Raw genomic sequence first — 14201 nt, forward strand, 5'->3', positions numbered from 1 at the left:
TTATTTGCTACAAACACGGAACTCCTAACGGAGTTCTTTTTTTATACTGATTTAGCAAATAAAGGCTTCAGTGTAAACCATGCCAGAGCAGGGAAAAAGTGCATTGGGATCGTTAAGCCTGGAAATAATTCCGGAGCTTCGATCGTCATTGGCAGTTTTGCTGCAAAAGGCCCGAGAATTGTAACAAAGGAAAGGATGGTAAAGATCAGGTTGAAAACCGGTTCTGTATTGCCTTTCAATACTTTGCTCAATAAAAAGTAACCCACTGCAGCTATTAAAGTACCCGCAACAGAGCTGCCCAGTATCTTAGCGATTGTAACAGTCTCAGTGAATCCTTCTCCCAGTGAGGCCGCATATACTTTCTGGTATATGATGGAGGCGATGCCTGCGAGTAAACCGGATATTACACCCAGTAATAATAATTTCTTCAGCATGTAGTTGCAGATTTAAAAATGATCACTTACTTGGTAACGGGTACGGCTACTTCTACTTTAATGATATCAGAAACGTCACCGCCTGGTTTTCCGATATGGAAGTCGTTACGGTTTACGTTAAAGGTACCATTGAAGGTAGCAGTATTACCTGTACGCTTGAATGTAAAGGGAATAGTGAATTCCTTCTTCACACCATGTATTTCAAGATCGCCTGTTACCTGGTATGCGGTACCGGCTTTCACGATTTTCTTTGATACATAATGAATAACAGGATATTTGGCGGCATCGAACCACTCATCGCTTTTAGCGTGTTTGTTCTGAAGACCGTTACCTGTATTAATAGAAGCAACATCTACGGTCACATCGAAATTCGATACGGCCAGGTTCTGCTCATCAAATGCTATACTGCCTTTAAATGTTTTGAATATACCACCTGCTTCATTGCTGGAAAAGCTGATATTATATTTATCAGTTATTTTCCATACCGGTGATACTACTGTAAAGGCAAACACTGCTGCTATAAGCAGCAGTGTTACTGAAAATATTATTAGTTTCTTCATTATTGTTAAACTTATTCTTTAACAAATTCTGCATTGCCCAGGATCTTCACATCATCGCCCAGCATTGCAACTGGCATTGAAGCGCCGATACCGAAATCAGTACGTTTGATAGTACCGCTGAATTTGAAACCTGCAGATACTTTCTTGTTCATTGGGTTGGTAGCAGTACCGTTGAAAACTGCATCCAGGGTAACGGATTTAGTTACACCGTGAAGGGTCAGATCGCCGGTCAGTTTGTAGTTCTTACCGCTAACTTTCTTGAAAGAGGTGCTTTTGAAAGACAGTGTACCGAATTTCTCTGCGTCGAAGAAATCAGCGCTTTTCAGGTGTTTGTCGCGCATTTCGTTATCGGTAGAAAGGCTGTTTACATCAGCAGATACTTCAATTGTAGCATCAGACAGATCTTCTTTAGAAGAAGTGATCTTTGCATCAAAGGTTCTGAAGGCGCCTTCGCTTTCAGAGATACCCATGTGGGTTACTGAGTAAGACAGTCTTGAGTGCGCTTTGTCAACATTCCAGGTTTGAGCGAATGTAGTTGCGGACAGGGCCAATAAAGATGCAACGATGGTAAGTTTTTTCATGTGTTTTTAAGATTGAAAATTTAAGATTGAAGTTATTGTATTTGTAAAATTATACTTTTTTTTTGATGATTGATGTTTCAACATATATTTCCTTAAAATATACCTACAGGAGCGGTTCTTGCTATAATCATTTAATCACTGTTTTAAATATTTGTTATAAATTTACACTCTTAAGAGTGTTACTCTCTTTTGGAGAGTCAAAGGTAAATGGAGTGTAACTTCTAAACAAGAAGGCACCTCTGAGAGCCTTACTTACTTTTTAGTAACAATCGTGAAAATCAAATTGTTATGAAGGAAAATAATCCGGATAAATTTATACTAACGTCTGAATGTCCTATCAGGCAGGTATTAGACCGTTTTGGTGATAAATGGTCTATGCTGGTGGTGGAATTGTTGTCTCATAGAGGTCGGTTAAGGTTTAGTGAAATTGGCCAGAATATCGAGGATATCTCTCAAAAAATGCTCACGGTAACATTGCGTTCACTGGAATCGGATGGGTTGATAACGAGGGAGATTTTTCCGGAGATCCCGCCCCGTGTGGAATATGAATTAACAAGCCTGGGTAAGAGTCTTGTACCTCATATAATGAGCTTAACCAGTTGGGGAATAGAACATATGGCTACTATTCTCGAGAACCGGAAAGCCTATGAATTGAAACAGAAGAAGACTACATATTAAAACGGGGCTAACCCTGAGGCAGCCCCGCTTTAATACGTTATTACTTTACAATACCTGCAAAGCGTTGATAGAAGAGAGTCGGACTTTTTTCATTCTTCGGCTCATATTTACCTGCAATCAGGGGAACATATATTACCCTTCTGCGGCTGGCTTCTCCTACTACTGAAGATTGTGCCACACGATGCCATAAACGACCGTCGTGAACAGTGATATCACCAGCCTTAGGCATAATGGCGATCTCTTTCTTATCCGGACGGTGATCAATGAAATATCTTTTCTTGAACAGCATGCTTAATAAGCTCTGTTTGTGCGTACCTGGTATGATCCTTAATCCGCCATTCTCAGGCTGTAAGGTACTCAGGTGAATACCGAGGTTTAACATTGGGTTCAGACGGCCACCGTAGAAGATGTCACGCAGACCGTCTGTATGCCAGCCCATTTTGGTGAACTTGCTTTCAGGACCATTTACATAGTGGTTAAACACCATGCCATCCTTTTCATCTACTCCAATACGCGCATCGGGCCCGATTAATTCCAGTAATCCCTGTAAGCGTTCATCATTCAGGAGATCCGATAATACGGGTGTGTGCTTATTTATAAATGCAAAACGTTGTACGATTTTGTTACCATTGAGGTCGATACCATATTTAATAGGTACGCCATTAATCTTTTCCACGTTATCACTGATCCACTTTTGTTGTACCTGTTCAGATGCTTCAATGATCTGCTGTACTGTAGCAGAAGTCAGCGCGTTTGAGAAATGAATAAAACCATGTTCCTCAAAAAAAGCTTTTTGTTCTGTTGTGAGTGAATTGCCCAGTGTAAACGTAGTATAAGCTGTTGCCATGATAATTTGAAAAATTTAAATTGATTGATGATCGATAAATAGCCACATAGTTCGCTGTGAGGTTTGATAGAAGGATTTATCTAACAATAAGGACATCTCTTACTGGTAGGTGAAGAAGACCTGCGGAGTAGCTGAATTATAGTCGATGGTGGTAGCATTTATTAGTCTACTGAATTTATAGGATAAAGATAAGTACTTTTTACAAGTTACAAAAATAAACTATAATTGACTAACTTTTATAAAGACTACCAGCAATTTTTTCCACCATATCCTTTGGGAATAACCTTGTGGAAAACGCACTTATTACGTTTAGCGCACCAGGTATGATCTCCGCCTTCTTGTTAAACATTCCTTTCAACGCTATGTTTGCGGCCACATCCGGTTGCATGCCAAACTTCTCAGCAGTGGCTTTTATAGCCTGCATACCGGCACGGTCCACGAAATTGGTATTTACCGGTCCGGGGCAAAGACAGCTTACGGATACGTTACTGCCTTTTAACTCCTGCCGTAATCCCCTCGTAAAAACCAGTACAAAGGCCTTTGAAGCGGCGTAGAGGCTTAATGTTGGTACTGCCTGGTAAGCGGCTGTACTGGAAACATTAAGGATATACGATTGCGGTTGTGCTTTTAACATCGGAAGCAGGTAGTGACAAAGAGCTACAGGCGTTTGCATGTTCAGTTGCAGCATGTTAGACTGCTTCTCCAGGGTAAGTGATTCAAATGTTCCCCAGATCCCGTAACCTGCATTATTGATCAGAACAGATACCGTATAGTGGTTATCGGTACACCATTTATATACAGTTTCAGCAGCATTGGGCAGTGAAAGATCCTGAGCCAGCCAGCTTACCTGTACATTGTATTTAGTTCTGAGTGTATTCGCAACTGTTTCCAATTCCTCGCCCGACCTGGCTACCAGCAGGAGGTCGTAGTGTTTCATTGCCAGCAGGTTAGCCATTGATTGCCCAATGCCTTTGCTGGCTCCTGTTATTAATGCGTATGCCATATATGTTGTGAATACCCCTTAAAAATTGCGGAAAGATAACGCTATTTTACACAATATGAAAATAGAGGTCTCAGGTTGCAGAAATAAGGAAGGGCGGTAAGAATACCGCCCTTAATTTTTTAACCATATCCTATGAAAAACCTGAACTAAAGATATATGACCATTCTCTGCCGGGTAGTCAATTTTGGTAAAGGCTATATTTTATCTGGTAAACGTTGGTAAAACCACCCCGTTAACTAAAAATTAACAAGTGCGTAATCGTTATCCTAGTGTGGAAGGCGTTCTCTTACCGCACCGTACACCCAGGTACCCACAATTGCACTGAATAAGGTAACCACCGTAACGGTGAAGCCTGCACCGATCTGAGCGAATAATGGCCCGGGACAGGCGCCTGTCATGGCCCAGCCAAATCCAAACAGCAGTCCGCCAAACACCTGTCCTTTATTAAACGTCTTATTCGTAAACGTAACCGGTTCACCATGAATCGTCCTGATCTTCAGTCTTTTAATGAGAAATACCGAGATCATTCCCGTTACCACTGCCGAACCGATCACTCCATACATATGAAAAGACTGCAAACGGAACATTTCCTGGATGCGGTACCAGGACACTACCTGCGACTTTACCAGGATGATCCCAAAGAACACACCTGCCACCAGGTATTTTAACTGATACCATCCTGGTTCCTGCTTTACCGGTGTATCCAGGCTTTGTACTTCAAAATCAGTATTCATGATAAGGATATTATAAATGAAGAATAAAAGGAAGGATGAGATTAGCCATGATGAACCCACCAGCCATAAAACAGCAGGTGGCCACCAGGGAAGGCCATTGCAGGTTAGATAAGCCCATAATGGCATGCCCGGAGGTACAGCCTCCGGCATAGCGGGTGCCAAACCCTACCAGGAAGCCGCCCACTACCATCAGGATAAACCCTCTGATAGTCAATAATGCCTGCCAGTTAAACAGCTGTACCGGCAGTAAGGCATGGTGATCCGTCACCCCATAACCCTGTAATTCCGCTGCCAGCTGCGGATGGATTACCACCGGCAGGGGATCTGTCAGATGGAAGGCTGCGATCGTTCCGCCCAGTAATATGCCCGCTACAAAGAACAGGTTCCAGGATTCTTTTTTCCAGTTGTAAGAGAAGAAAGGTATTTTGGCAGGCAAACATGCTGCACAGATATGCCGCAGGGAAGACGAAATACCAAAGTGCCGGTTTCCCAGCAGCAATAACAACGGAACCGTAAGTCCTATGAGAGGCCCGGCAACATACCAGGGCCAGGGGGCGCTTAATGCATTCATCAGCATAATATCGGTTTTAAGTATAATAAAGGGATGTTATATAAGTGGTGGTAAGCAAATATATCATTTTAAATATCCACAGGATGTTGAAAGAATGCAGTAATCCAAATATGTTGCAACACGCATATTTATTATCTTTGAAGTATGAGAATAGAACAAGCTATTAATCAGCGTAAGTTCCGGGATGAACATCATAAGGTGGTTGTAAACCTCCTGTATACCGGCAACTGGTTGAGGGATGCATTGGGTGCCAACCTGAAAGCCCACGGGCTTTTACCGCAACATTACAATGCTTTGCGCATCATCAGAGGCAGACATCCGGAACCATTGTCTGCCGGTAGTATTAAAGAAGTGATGCTGGATAAAGCAAGTGATGTTACCCGTTTGCTGGACAAGCTGGAGAAACTGAACTTCATTCAGCGCAGACTTTGTCCGCATAACCGCCGTAAAATGGATATCAATATCACCACGCAGGGATTACAGTTACTGGATCAACTGGATGAGCCAATGGACGACTTTTACAAAGACCTTGTTGAACGGTTGACAGAAGATGAAGCGATGAAGTTGAGCGATCTGCTGGATAAAATGAGGGGATAATGATATCTTTGTCTGCATGAGGTGTGCTTTCGTTCTGTATTTTTTCTTCCTGGTATTTTGCTGCGGGCTTAGCGCCAAAGCAGAAAAGATCAGTGGCACTCAAATATTTTCCACGACCTCACAGGTAAAGTATCACGGGTATAGTGATGCGCCGGAGATAACTATTGAGATTATCACCAACCAGGCGCTCACTCCATTCAGGCCCGTTGCTAATGTTCATTTTAAAGATCATTTTCTTACCCCGGTTATTGTTTCCTGCAACGAAATATTTATCAGGCGCTTACTGCCCGATCTGCATGCTATTGTAAAGTGCATAATTTTCCCACAGCACTTTTTCTGGTAATTTCCTGTTTATCTTTATTATACCTCCATTATAACTGATGATACTTTATCATCGGCAGGATTTTCTATTTCGAACTAAAATTACCGGATGATACATTTACCACCTTTAATTGCCGATCTGGCATTGATATTAATTGCTGCTGCCATTACCACGCTCATCTTCAAAAGGCTGAAGCAACCACTGGTACTGGGATATATTGTAGCCGGCCTGCTGGTGGGGCAGCACGTGTCTATATTACCAAACGTATCCGATGAGGCCAATATTAAAGTATGGTCGGAAATCGGTGTGATATTCCTCTTATTCAGCCTGGGACTTGAATTCAGTTTTAAGAAACTGATTAAAGTTGGTGGGGCTTCTTCTATCACAGCGATAGTGGAAGTTACCTTTATGGTTTTTCTTGGATATTTTATAGGTAAGATGATGGGATGGTCTACCATGGATAGCATCTTCCTGGGTGGCATTCTTTCTATCTCTTCCACTACTATTATTATTCGTGCTTTTGAAGAACTGGGGATCAAAGGACATAAATTCGCCGGACTGGTATTCGGTATCCTTGTTGTGGAAGACCTGGTAGCCATCGTGCTGCTGGTATTACTTTCTACGTTGGCGGTAAGCCAGCAGTTTGCAGGCGGAGAAATGCTCAGTTCTGTATTGAAGCTCGTGTTTTTCCTCATCGCATGGTTTGTGACCGGCATCTTTTTCCTGCCTACGTTACTAAGGAAAACACGGAAACTGATGAATGAGGAAACATTGCTGGTAACTGCCGTGGGCCTATGCCTGTTAATGGTAGTACTTGCTACTCATGCTGGTTTTTCTCCGGCATTGGGTGCATTCATCATGGGATCTATACTCGCAGAAACTACACAGGCGGAGAAAATAGAACACCTGGTAAAACCGGTGAAAGAGTTATTCGGCGCCGTGTTCTTTATATCCGTAGGTATGCTGATTGATCCGGCTATGCTGATCAAATATGCAGGCCCGGTAGCTATCATTACCGTGGTGACTTTGTTAGGTAAAACAATCAGTACCAGTATAGGGGCACTGGTTTCCGGGCAACCACTAAAGACTTCCGTACAGGCAGGTATGAGCCTGGCGCAGATAGGGGAGTTCTCTTTTATCATTGCGCAACTGGGGCTGTCGCTGAAGGTAACCAGCGACTTCCTGTATCCGGTAGCTGTGGCGGTATCCGCGGTCACTACTTTCACCACGCCTTATATGATCCGCTTGTCTGCACCTATGTACGAAAAGCTGGCAGGCGTATTACCGCATCGCTGGAAAACATCTCTCAACAGGTATAGTGCGGCGGCACAGACGATCTCTGTGGTGAGCGACTGGAAACAATTACTCCGTTCTTATTTCATGAACATGGTTATCTATTTTGTGGTAATCCTGTCTATCATTTTATTATCGTATTACTACCTGTTACCGCTGATCAATATTCAAATTGATGGGTATAATTACGGGCGTATAGTGAGTGCGGTTATTACACTGGTATTGCTGTTGCCTTTTCTCTGGGCGCTTGCTTTCCGTAAGGTGAGCAATGAAGCCTCTTCTCATATATGGGAACAGAAAAAATACCGGGGACCGTTATTATTACTGCGTTTATCAAGAATTATTTTATCGGTTTTCCTGATAGGTTTTTTTATAGATCAGTTCTTTACTTATACTATTGCGGTGTTGGTAACAGCAGTTATTTTGTTGCTGGTATTTATGCTCAGGCACCGGATCCAGAAATTCTATAACACGATAGAAGAACGTTTCTTTTCTAACTTTAATGCACGTGAAGCAAGGGTAGGGCATATCAATAAATCTGTGCTGGCACCCTGGGATGCGCATCTGGCTGTGGTGGAGATACATGCACATTCTCCTGTAACGGGTAAAACATTACAGGAACTGGCATTGAGAGAGCAGTATGGGGTAAATATTGCGCTGGTGAACAGGGGCGGGCGGAAGTTGTATGCTCCTGATAAGGATACGCGATTATATCCGGGGGATGTGATTACGAGTATTGGTACAGATGAACAGCTGGAGAAATTCAACAGTTTCCTGGAATCTACGAATGAAGTGGATACCAGTCTGGAAGATACTGACCCTATTGCATTACGTCAGTTCCTGATTGGAAAGGAATCCCGCCTGGCAGGTATTAATATCCGTGAGGCAGGCATCAGGGAACGTACCCGGGGTATTGTGCTGGGGATTGAACGTAAAGGACGGCGTTTGCTAAACCCCGAATCTAATACCGTGCTGGAAGCAGGGGATATTGTATGGACCGCAGGCAGTGGTAAAATGCTGAATGCGTTTATTAAGGAGCAGCAACAGAAGTAGATAATAAAAGAGTAATCCCCAAGTTTATAACAAAACATGATAGGCTCCGTTAGGAGCCCCGTGTTTGTAGAAAACGCATTATACAACAAAATAAGACTCCGTTAGGAGTCCCCTATTATTTGTTATTAAGGGGACTCCTAACGGAGTCTATTATGTAGAAGATAGATCATTTCTACAAACACGGGGCTCCTAACGGAGCCAAGTTTGTTGGATCAGCTTCTTTAAATTACTCAGCCCACTCCAGTTCAGTTGCAACGGTTTCTTTGCCACCATAAGTAGCTGTTACCTTTACAGGATATTGAGAGGCGTTATAAGCGTATGCGTAGTTATTTACTATAGCGCTGCCAGCAGTTGCTGTAATAGTTTCAGAAACGATGTTATTGGCAGATAAATTAGCCGGCGCTATATCTATCATGTAGCTCAATACCGGGGTGTTCTGCTGTGCATTAGGTTTACTATCATATTTGTAGCTGGTGCTGGAACTCAGTACAAACTCCGCTTTATCATTCAGGCGGCCCATGTTCTCCATGCTGCTGATATTGCCCTGGGCATCCCAGGTATACAGCTGGCAGTTATGGCTCTCAAAACCATTCTTTCCTGCTTGTTTGCTAAAGAAATAACGGGCAATGATTTTACCGGTATTGTTATATACCAATGAATCATAAGCATTTACAACGTTTTCCTGGTAATAGCTGATCTTCTCTACCTGTCCTTTGGATGAATAGGTAAAAGTAGAAAACAACATAGGAGCATCAGACACTTCATCATCTGTAAACAGTGTTTTTACGAGGTGTCCGTTTTCATACACGGGAATACGGGCTACTACGTAGCTCTCATCACTGGTTTTGTGTGTACTTACCAGTTTAGCAATGCTTTTGTCTGCATTGTAGGTAATCACCGTCTTGTCTGTAGCTGTTGTAATACCGTGTAAACGCATTTTACCGTTTACAGTACGAAAACCGCTGAGCATAGCCGCAGCCATAAGAAAGGTCGCGCCAAGCGTACCCTTGTTCAATAATCCATTCATGATTGGCATAGTTAGGTTTAAAAAAAACTGGTACCCCGTTGGCGGAGGCTACCGTAAAGATATCGTCAGTAGATATAAACGACGTACTATTTTAGTTGGATTTTAATACTTAAAATATAATAAAAAAACTACCCCGGAATATTTATTCCGGGGTAGTAGAGTCAATTAATGAGGTGTTTTGTCCTTTTTTGGCCAGCTGCTGTCTCCTTTGGTCTTCATTTTATTCTTCCATTTTTTGTGTTTGGCAGTATCACTACGCGGTACTGTATCCTGCCGGAAATGGTCAGTATTGCTTACAGTAAGGTTGTTGGTGGCATAAGACCGGATACTGGTGGTTTGTAATGAAAAGAGGGCTACAATAAACAATAGCAGCCCGAATGATGCAAGATACTTTTTCATGGCTCTAAGTTTTAGTGAAGAAAAATATGTATAATCTAACAGCTAAAATCCTGCTCTTTTTGTCAATATTTTCTATATGGTTAATTTACAGTACTTTACGTGAGTGTTCAATATACGTATTGAATATTAAATAGATGCTTTTGTGGAAATTTCACTGCAATCAGCGTATCTCTAAGTTATAAAATGCTTATAGTAAATCACAGAAAACTTTGCGAAATTACATCAGGCTGAATAATTGTAGCATACTGTTATAAGAACAATGGAAAGTGTACATCACATAAAAGACGAGGAAATTGCTGTACTGCTGAACGATCTGTTAGAACAATACGGGTATGATTTCACGGATTATTCGTTTGCTTCTGTTAAACGCCGTTTACAAAGGGTATACACTACCGACCGCTTCCCCAGTTTTGCCGAATTCCGGTATAGAGTGAAGTCGGACCCTGTTTATCTCACCTACCTCATGGAGCAGATAACGGTGAATGTGACTGAAATGTTCCGCGATCCCGGCTTTTTCATGACCTTACGCAAAAGTGTATTGCCGGTACTGGCTACTTATCCCTTTATCCGCATCTGGCATGCCGGATGTTCTACAGGAGAGGAGGTGTATTCCATGGCTATTTTACTACAGGAAATGAATCTGCTGCATAAAGCGGTGATTTATGCCACAGATATCAATGAAACCGTGCTGGAAAGAGCCAGGAAAGGCATTTTTCCCCTGGCTCATATGCAGCAATATTCCCAAAACTATCAGCAGTCGGGTGGGCAGCGGGATTTCTCAGAATATTACGCCGCCAATTATGAATATGCGAAGTTCTCCGAAAAACTGAGTACCAAGATCATTTTCGCGGCGCATAACCTGGTAACAGATCGTTCATTCAATGAGTTTCAACTGATTGTATGCCGGAATACGTTAATTTACTTCAATAAAGATTTACAGGATAAAGTGTTACACCTGTTCAGTGATAGCCTGGAACAATTGGGCTTCCTGGCGCTTGGTGCAAAGGAAACACTTCGTTTTACAACTGCAGCCCCGTTATTTAAACCTGTAGCGCAAAAGGAAAAAATCTGGAGAAAAATATCAACATGACATCGCTCCCTAAACTCCTTGTTATCGGAGGATCTGCCGGTAGCCTGGATGTATTGCTAAGGCTATTACCATCGCTGGATAACAGCTGGCCTTTATCAATGATTATCGTACTTCACCGGAAGAACGACAGTGATTCCCTGTTAACAGAATTGCTGGCCTCAAGGACGAAATTAGCGGTGAAAGAAGCGGAAGAGAAGGATGTGCTGATGCCTGGTGTAATCTATATAACACCTTCGGACTATCACCTGCTTATAGAACGGGATGGTTCCCTCACACTGGATGATTCTGAAAAGGTAAATTACAGCAGGCCAAGTATTGATGTAACATTTGCGTCTGCTGCGGAAGTATTTGGTGACCGGCTGTATTGTATCCTGCTTTCCGGGGCTAATATGGATGGTGCCGAAGGACTGGCAACTGCCCGGGAACTGGGGGCTTTTACTGCTGTGCAGGACCCTGAAGAAGCTGAAGTATCTTTTATGCCAAGGCATGCCCTGAATAGTATTGCTGTTGACAGGGTATTGACGATGCAGGAAATGATAACATTTGTAAAATCATTGGAATAGGAATGATTTTTTGTGATGGTGCTTCACCCTGCACCCAAAAATCAAACTGAATCATTGCTCTATTGGTAATACCATGATAAAAGTAGCACCTTCATTTTCTTTACTATGTGCACTGATAATCCCCTGATGTTTTTCCACCACCTTCTTTGCAATCGCTAAACCAATCCCGGTCCCTTCATAAGCCTCACTGCCATGTAAACGCTGGAACAGGTTAAAGATCTTTGGCAGATACATCTCATTAAACCCAATCCCGTTATCTGTGATCGTAATCCGGCAGTAAGGTCCTTCTGCAGCAACCTCGCTCTCAAACTCCTTATGTGCCACCCTTTCTCCTTTCACCTGGATAATGGGTTTTACACCTTCACGGGTAAACTTCAACGCATTGCTGATGATATTCTGGAATGCCTGTCTAAGCTGCCCGGGAATAGCATGTAATGCAGGCATATCCTGCACAGTAATCTCTGCATTTGTATCCTGTACAGACAATTCAAGATCAACCAGTATTTCGTTGATAGTTGCGTTCACATCTACCAGTTCAAAATTATCCCCGGCAGAGAGGCGCGAATATCTTAACAGATCATTGATCAGCTTCGTCATTCTTTCAGAAGAGCCTACAATACGTTCCATATAGCCCAATGCATCCGGATTGGTACCCAGGTGCCGATCGCGTAATATGGTACCGAAAAGCTGGATTTTACGCAGTGGTTCTTTGAGGTCATGAGAGGCCACAGAGGCAAACTGTTGCAGCTCGTGGTTACTGGCTTCCAGTGCCTGATTCATCTCCTGTAGTTCCTGGGTACGTTCCACCACCCGTTGCTCCAGGATCTCATTCGCCTGTTTCTGATGGGCAATATCCGTGAACGTGCCTACCCATTTAATGATACGGCCATCTTCTTCCAGTGGAATTACCCGTAAGAGGTGACAACGAAAATGATTATGGATTCTATGATGGAGATAGACTTCTTTTTCTACAGGCAAACCTGCCTTCACTGCATTATCCCATACAAAAATAGGGTGCTGGTCCTGGTTGAATGTTTCAGGGAATTTATCCAGAGATGTGGAATAATGGAACCAGTAACGGTTCGCATATTCTACAGCCCCATCTGCACGGGCTGTAAAAGCCACCTGTGGCAGGGATTCCAGAATGGAATGCTGCTCCTGTACTTTAGCATTGAGGGCGGCCTGCGCCTGTTTACGCACTTCAACTTCCTGCTGAAGATTCGCGTGCATGGCCTGTAACTGCCTGTTCTGTTCGTATAATTTGATGAATGTTTTTACTTTTAAGAGTAAGATATCGGGGTCTACGGGTTTGGTAATGTAATCCAATCCACCTGATGCATATCCTTTGGCAATGAATTTTTTGTCTTTATTAGCAGCAGAGAGAAACAGGATAGGTACATCTTTGGCTTTGCTGTAGCCGGAGATCGTCTCTGCTACTTCGAAGCCGTCCATACTGGGCATTTGTACATCCAGTATGATCAATGCGTAATTATTCTTCAGGATTTTCTTTAATGCCTCTTCTCCGGAAAGGGCAGTATCAACTTCAAAATCGTGTAATTCGAGTGTTTTCCTTAACGAAAGAATATTTTCCGGCTTATCGTCGACAATTAATATCATTCTTTTCTAAATATAAATGGCGATAGGGATACCTCAAAAATCAAGCTAAAAAGGGAACTCCGTGAGAAGTTCCCTTTTTATTACAAAAAGCCTAATTCTAATTTGGCTTCTTCGCTCATCATATCTTTAGTCCAGGGGGGATCAAAAGTAAGTGTTACATCCACATCAGAAACTTCTTCTATCTCCTTTACTTTTTCCTCTACTTCACGTACAATATCTCCTGCTACAGGGCAGGCTGGTGCTGTAAGTGTCATGGTGATGCCAACGCGGTTATTATCACCTATCCTGATTTCATATACAAGTCCTAACTCGTAAATATTAACCGGGATTTCAGGATCATGTACAGTCCTCAGTACTTCTTCTATTTTATCTCTTAAATCGCTCATAATTCCGTGCCGTTTTTTTGTGATTGAGAAGTTGCCTGGTAAGCAAAAGCATACATTTTCATCTGCTTCAGCATACTTAACAGGCCGTTGGATCGGGTAGGGGACAGATGACTGGTAAGACCTATTGCCTCAATAAAATACAGGTCTGCTTCTGTAATTTCCTTTGGTGTATGATTGGATAATACATTTACCATCAGGCTGATCAGCCCTTTGGTAATTACTGCATCACTATCCGCTGTAAATACCAGTTTACCACCGGTCATTTCAGTATGTAACCACACCTGCGACTGGCAACCTTTTATCAGGTTATCCGGTGTTTTATACTTTTCATCTATCAGTGGTAAATCTTTTCCAAGCTGGATAATATACTCGTATTTGTCCATCCAGTTTTCCATGAAGGAGAAATCCGATATCAGTTCGTCCTGTGTTTCTTTGATAGTCATAGT

18 protein-coding genes are annotated in these 14201 nt (G+C 42.5%); 6 read left to right on the top strand and 12 right to left on the bottom strand.

Annotated features, from left to right (window positions below; all coding sequences use genetic code 11):
* Positions 1-41: 41 nt before the first annotated feature.
* The 3 genes from BMW86_RS29505 to BMW86_RS29515 are packed head-to-tail and all read right to left on the bottom strand — an operon-like array spanning position 42 to position 1575.
* Positions 42-434 (bottom strand): hypothetical protein, encoded by a 393-nt coding sequence (locus tag BMW86_RS29505; protein WP_089787080.1) that lies wholly within the window; start codon positions 432-434, stop codon positions 42-44.
* A 26-nt stretch (positions 435-460) separates the two neighbouring features.
* Complete coding sequence (locus tag BMW86_RS29510; RefSeq protein WP_089787082.1) at positions 461-994, bottom strand: YceI family protein; 534 nt, start codon at positions 992-994, stop codon at positions 461-463.
* A gap of 11 nt (positions 995-1005) precedes the next feature.
* Positions 1006-1575, bottom strand: coding sequence for a YceI family protein (locus BMW86_RS29515; RefSeq protein WP_089787084.1), 570 nt, complete (start codon positions 1573-1575; stop codon positions 1006-1008).
* Positions 1576-1863: 288 nt separating this feature from the next.
* On the opposite strand from BMW86_RS29515, the gene BMW86_RS29520 reads away from it, so the two are divergent.
* Positions 1864-2253 carry a winged helix-turn-helix transcriptional regulator gene (locus tag BMW86_RS29520; RefSeq protein WP_089787087.1) on the top strand — a complete coding sequence of 130 codons (390 nt, stop codon included), beginning with the start codon at positions 1864-1866 and terminating at the stop codon, positions 2251-2253.
* Positions 2254-2293: 40 nt separating this feature from the next.
* On the opposite strand, the gene BMW86_RS29525 is transcribed toward BMW86_RS29520, so the two are convergent.
* The 4 genes from BMW86_RS29525 to BMW86_RS29540 form a co-directional block, all read right to left on the bottom strand.
* Positions 2294-3100, bottom strand: a complete 807-nt coding sequence (locus tag BMW86_RS29525) for a phytanoyl-CoA dioxygenase family protein (protein ID WP_089787089.1) — start codon at positions 3098-3100, stop codon at positions 2294-2296.
* Positions 3101-3329: 229 nt separating this feature from the next.
* Positions 3330-4103, bottom strand: a complete 774-nt coding sequence (locus BMW86_RS29530; protein ID WP_089787092.1) for an SDR family NAD(P)-dependent oxidoreductase — start codon at positions 4101-4103, stop codon at positions 3330-3332.
* 266 nt (positions 4104-4369) lie between these two features.
* Entirely contained in the window at positions 4370-4837 is a 468-nt protein-coding gene (locus BMW86_RS29535) for a DUF6691 family protein (RefSeq protein WP_089787093.1), read from the bottom strand.
* Between the two features lie 10 nt (positions 4838-4847).
* Positions 4848-5408 carry a YeeE/YedE family protein gene (locus BMW86_RS29540; RefSeq protein ID WP_089788248.1) on the bottom strand — a complete coding sequence of 187 codons (561 nt, stop codon included), beginning with the start codon at positions 5406-5408 and terminating at the stop codon, positions 4848-4850.
* Positions 5409-5552: 144 nt separating this feature from the next.
* Here BMW86_RS29540 and BMW86_RS29545 point away from each other — a divergent pair, with 144 nt between their 5' ends.
* From BMW86_RS29545 to BMW86_RS29550, 3 genes are all read left to right on the top strand, one after another.
* Complete coding sequence (locus tag BMW86_RS29545; RefSeq protein WP_089787096.1) at positions 5553-6005, top strand: MarR family winged helix-turn-helix transcriptional regulator; 453 nt, start codon at positions 5553-5555, stop codon at positions 6003-6005.
* Positions 6006-6021: 16 nt separating this feature from the next.
* A complete protein-coding gene (locus tag BMW86_RS32640; RefSeq protein ID WP_143056730.1) occupies positions 6022-6348 on the top strand; it encodes a hypothetical protein in 327 nt (108 codons plus the stop codon).
* 87 nt (positions 6349-6435) lie between these two features.
* Positions 6436-8673, top strand: coding sequence for a monovalent cation:proton antiporter family protein (locus BMW86_RS29550; RefSeq protein ID WP_089787098.1), 2238 nt, complete (start codon positions 6436-6438; stop codon positions 8671-8673).
* A 226-nt stretch (positions 8674-8899) separates the two neighbouring features.
* On the opposite strand, the gene BMW86_RS29555 is transcribed toward BMW86_RS29550, so the two are convergent.
* Entirely contained in the window at positions 8900-9700 is an 801-nt protein-coding gene (locus tag BMW86_RS29555; RefSeq protein ID WP_089787100.1) for a hypothetical protein, read from the bottom strand.
* Positions 9701-9865: 165 nt separating this feature from the next.
* The gene (locus BMW86_RS29560; protein ID WP_089787103.1) at positions 9866-10099 is read right to left on the bottom strand and encodes a hypothetical protein; all 234 of its coding nucleotides are present in this window, start codon (positions 10097-10099) and stop codon (positions 9866-9868) included.
* Between the two features lie 259 nt (positions 10100-10358).
* On the opposite strand from BMW86_RS29560, the gene BMW86_RS29565 reads away from it, so the two are divergent.
* Both BMW86_RS29565 and BMW86_RS29570 read left to right on the top strand, forming a co-directional pair.
* Positions 10359-11189 (top strand): CheR family methyltransferase, encoded by an 831-nt coding sequence (locus BMW86_RS29565; protein ID WP_089787105.1) that lies wholly within the window; start codon positions 10359-10361, stop codon positions 11187-11189.
* Positions 11186-11752: a chemotaxis protein CheB gene (locus BMW86_RS29570; RefSeq protein ID WP_089787107.1), complete on the top strand. Its 567-nt coding sequence runs from the start codon at positions 11186-11188 to the stop codon at positions 11750-11752. The genes BMW86_RS29565 and BMW86_RS29570 overlap by 4 nt, the downstream gene beginning before the upstream one ends.
* A 51-nt stretch (positions 11753-11803) precedes the next feature.
* Here the strand turns inward: BMW86_RS29570 and BMW86_RS29575 are convergent, their stop codons facing one another.
* From BMW86_RS29575 to BMW86_RS29585, 3 genes are all read right to left on the bottom strand, one after another.
* A complete protein-coding gene (locus BMW86_RS29575) occupies positions 11804-13369 on the bottom strand; it encodes a hybrid sensor histidine kinase/response regulator (RefSeq protein WP_089787109.1) in 1566 nt (521 codons plus the stop codon).
* Between the two features lie 80 nt (positions 13370-13449).
* Complete coding sequence (locus tag BMW86_RS29580) at positions 13450-13755, bottom strand: iron-sulfur cluster assembly protein (RefSeq protein WP_089787111.1); 306 nt, start codon at positions 13753-13755, stop codon at positions 13450-13452.
* Positions 13752-14198 carry a SufE family protein gene (locus BMW86_RS29585; protein ID WP_089787113.1) on the bottom strand — a complete coding sequence of 149 codons (447 nt, stop codon included), beginning with the start codon at positions 14196-14198 and terminating at the stop codon, positions 13752-13754. The genes BMW86_RS29580 and BMW86_RS29585 overlap by 4 nt, the downstream gene beginning before the upstream one ends.
* Between the last annotated feature and the right edge of the window lie 3 nt (positions 14199-14201).

Source organism: Chitinophaga sp. YR573 (assembly GCF_900110995.1).
In the GTDB taxonomy this organism is placed as follows: Bacteria; Bacteroidota; Bacteroidia; order Chitinophagales; family Chitinophagaceae; genus Chitinophaga.

Excerpts from the sequence above, each read along its gene's own strand:
- BMW86_RS29545 (WP_089787096.1), top strand. The coding sequence starts at position 5,553 with ATGAGAATAGAACAAGCTATTAATCAGCGTAAGTTCCGGGATGAACAT.
- BMW86_RS29585 (WP_089787113.1), bottom strand. The coding sequence starts at position 14,198 with ATGACTATCAAAGAAACACAGGACGAACTGATATCGGATTTCTCCTTC.
- BMW86_RS29580 (WP_089787111.1), bottom strand. The coding sequence starts at position 13,755 with ATGAGCGATTTAAGAGATAAAATAGAAGAAGTACTGAGGACTGTACAT.
- BMW86_RS29555 (WP_089787100.1), bottom strand. The coding sequence starts at position 9,700 with ATGAATGGATTATTGAACAAGGGTACGCTTGGCGCGACCTTTCTTATG.
- BMW86_RS29535 (WP_089787093.1), bottom strand. The coding sequence starts at position 4,837 with ATGAATACTGATTTTGAAGTACAAAGCCTGGATACACCGGTAAAGCAG.
- BMW86_RS29520 (WP_089787087.1), top strand. The coding sequence starts at position 1,864 with ATGAAGGAAAATAATCCGGATAAATTTATACTAACGTCTGAATGTCCT.
- BMW86_RS32640 (WP_143056730.1), top strand. The coding sequence starts at position 6,022 with ATGAGGTGTGCTTTCGTTCTGTATTTTTTCTTCCTGGTATTTTGCTGC.
- BMW86_RS29560 (WP_089787103.1), bottom strand. The coding sequence starts at position 10,099 with ATGAAAAAGTATCTTGCATCATTCGGGCTGCTATTGTTTATTGTAGCC.
- BMW86_RS29540 (WP_089788248.1), bottom strand. The coding sequence starts at position 5,408 with ATGAATGCATTAAGCGCCCCCTGGCCCTGGTATGTTGCCGGGCCTCTC.
- BMW86_RS29515 (WP_089787084.1), bottom strand. The coding sequence starts at position 1,575 with ATGAAAAAACTTACCATCGTTGCATCTTTATTGGCCCTGTCCGCAACT.
- BMW86_RS29575 (WP_089787109.1), bottom strand. The coding sequence starts at position 13,369 with ATGATATTAATTGTCGACGATAAGCCGGAAAATATTCTTTCGTTAAGG.
- BMW86_RS29565 (WP_089787105.1), top strand. The coding sequence starts at position 10,359 with ATGGAAAGTGTACATCACATAAAAGACGAGGAAATTGCTGTACTGCTG.
- BMW86_RS29510 (WP_089787082.1), bottom strand. The coding sequence starts at position 994 with ATGAAGAAACTAATAATATTTTCAGTAACACTGCTGCTTATAGCAGCA.
- BMW86_RS29550 (WP_089787098.1), top strand. The coding sequence starts at position 6,436 with ATGATACATTTACCACCTTTAATTGCCGATCTGGCATTGATATTAATT.
- BMW86_RS29505 (WP_089787080.1), bottom strand. The coding sequence starts at position 434 with ATGCTGAAGAAATTATTATTACTGGGTGTAATATCCGGTTTACTCGCA.
- BMW86_RS29530 (WP_089787092.1), bottom strand. The coding sequence starts at position 4,103 with ATGGCATACGCATTAATAACAGGAGCCAGCAAAGGCATTGGGCAATCA.
- BMW86_RS29525 (WP_089787089.1), bottom strand. The coding sequence starts at position 3,100 with ATGGCAACAGCTTATACTACGTTTACACTGGGCAATTCACTCACAACA.
- BMW86_RS29570 (WP_089787107.1), top strand. The coding sequence starts at position 11,186 with ATGACATCGCTCCCTAAACTCCTTGTTATCGGAGGATCTGCCGGTAGC.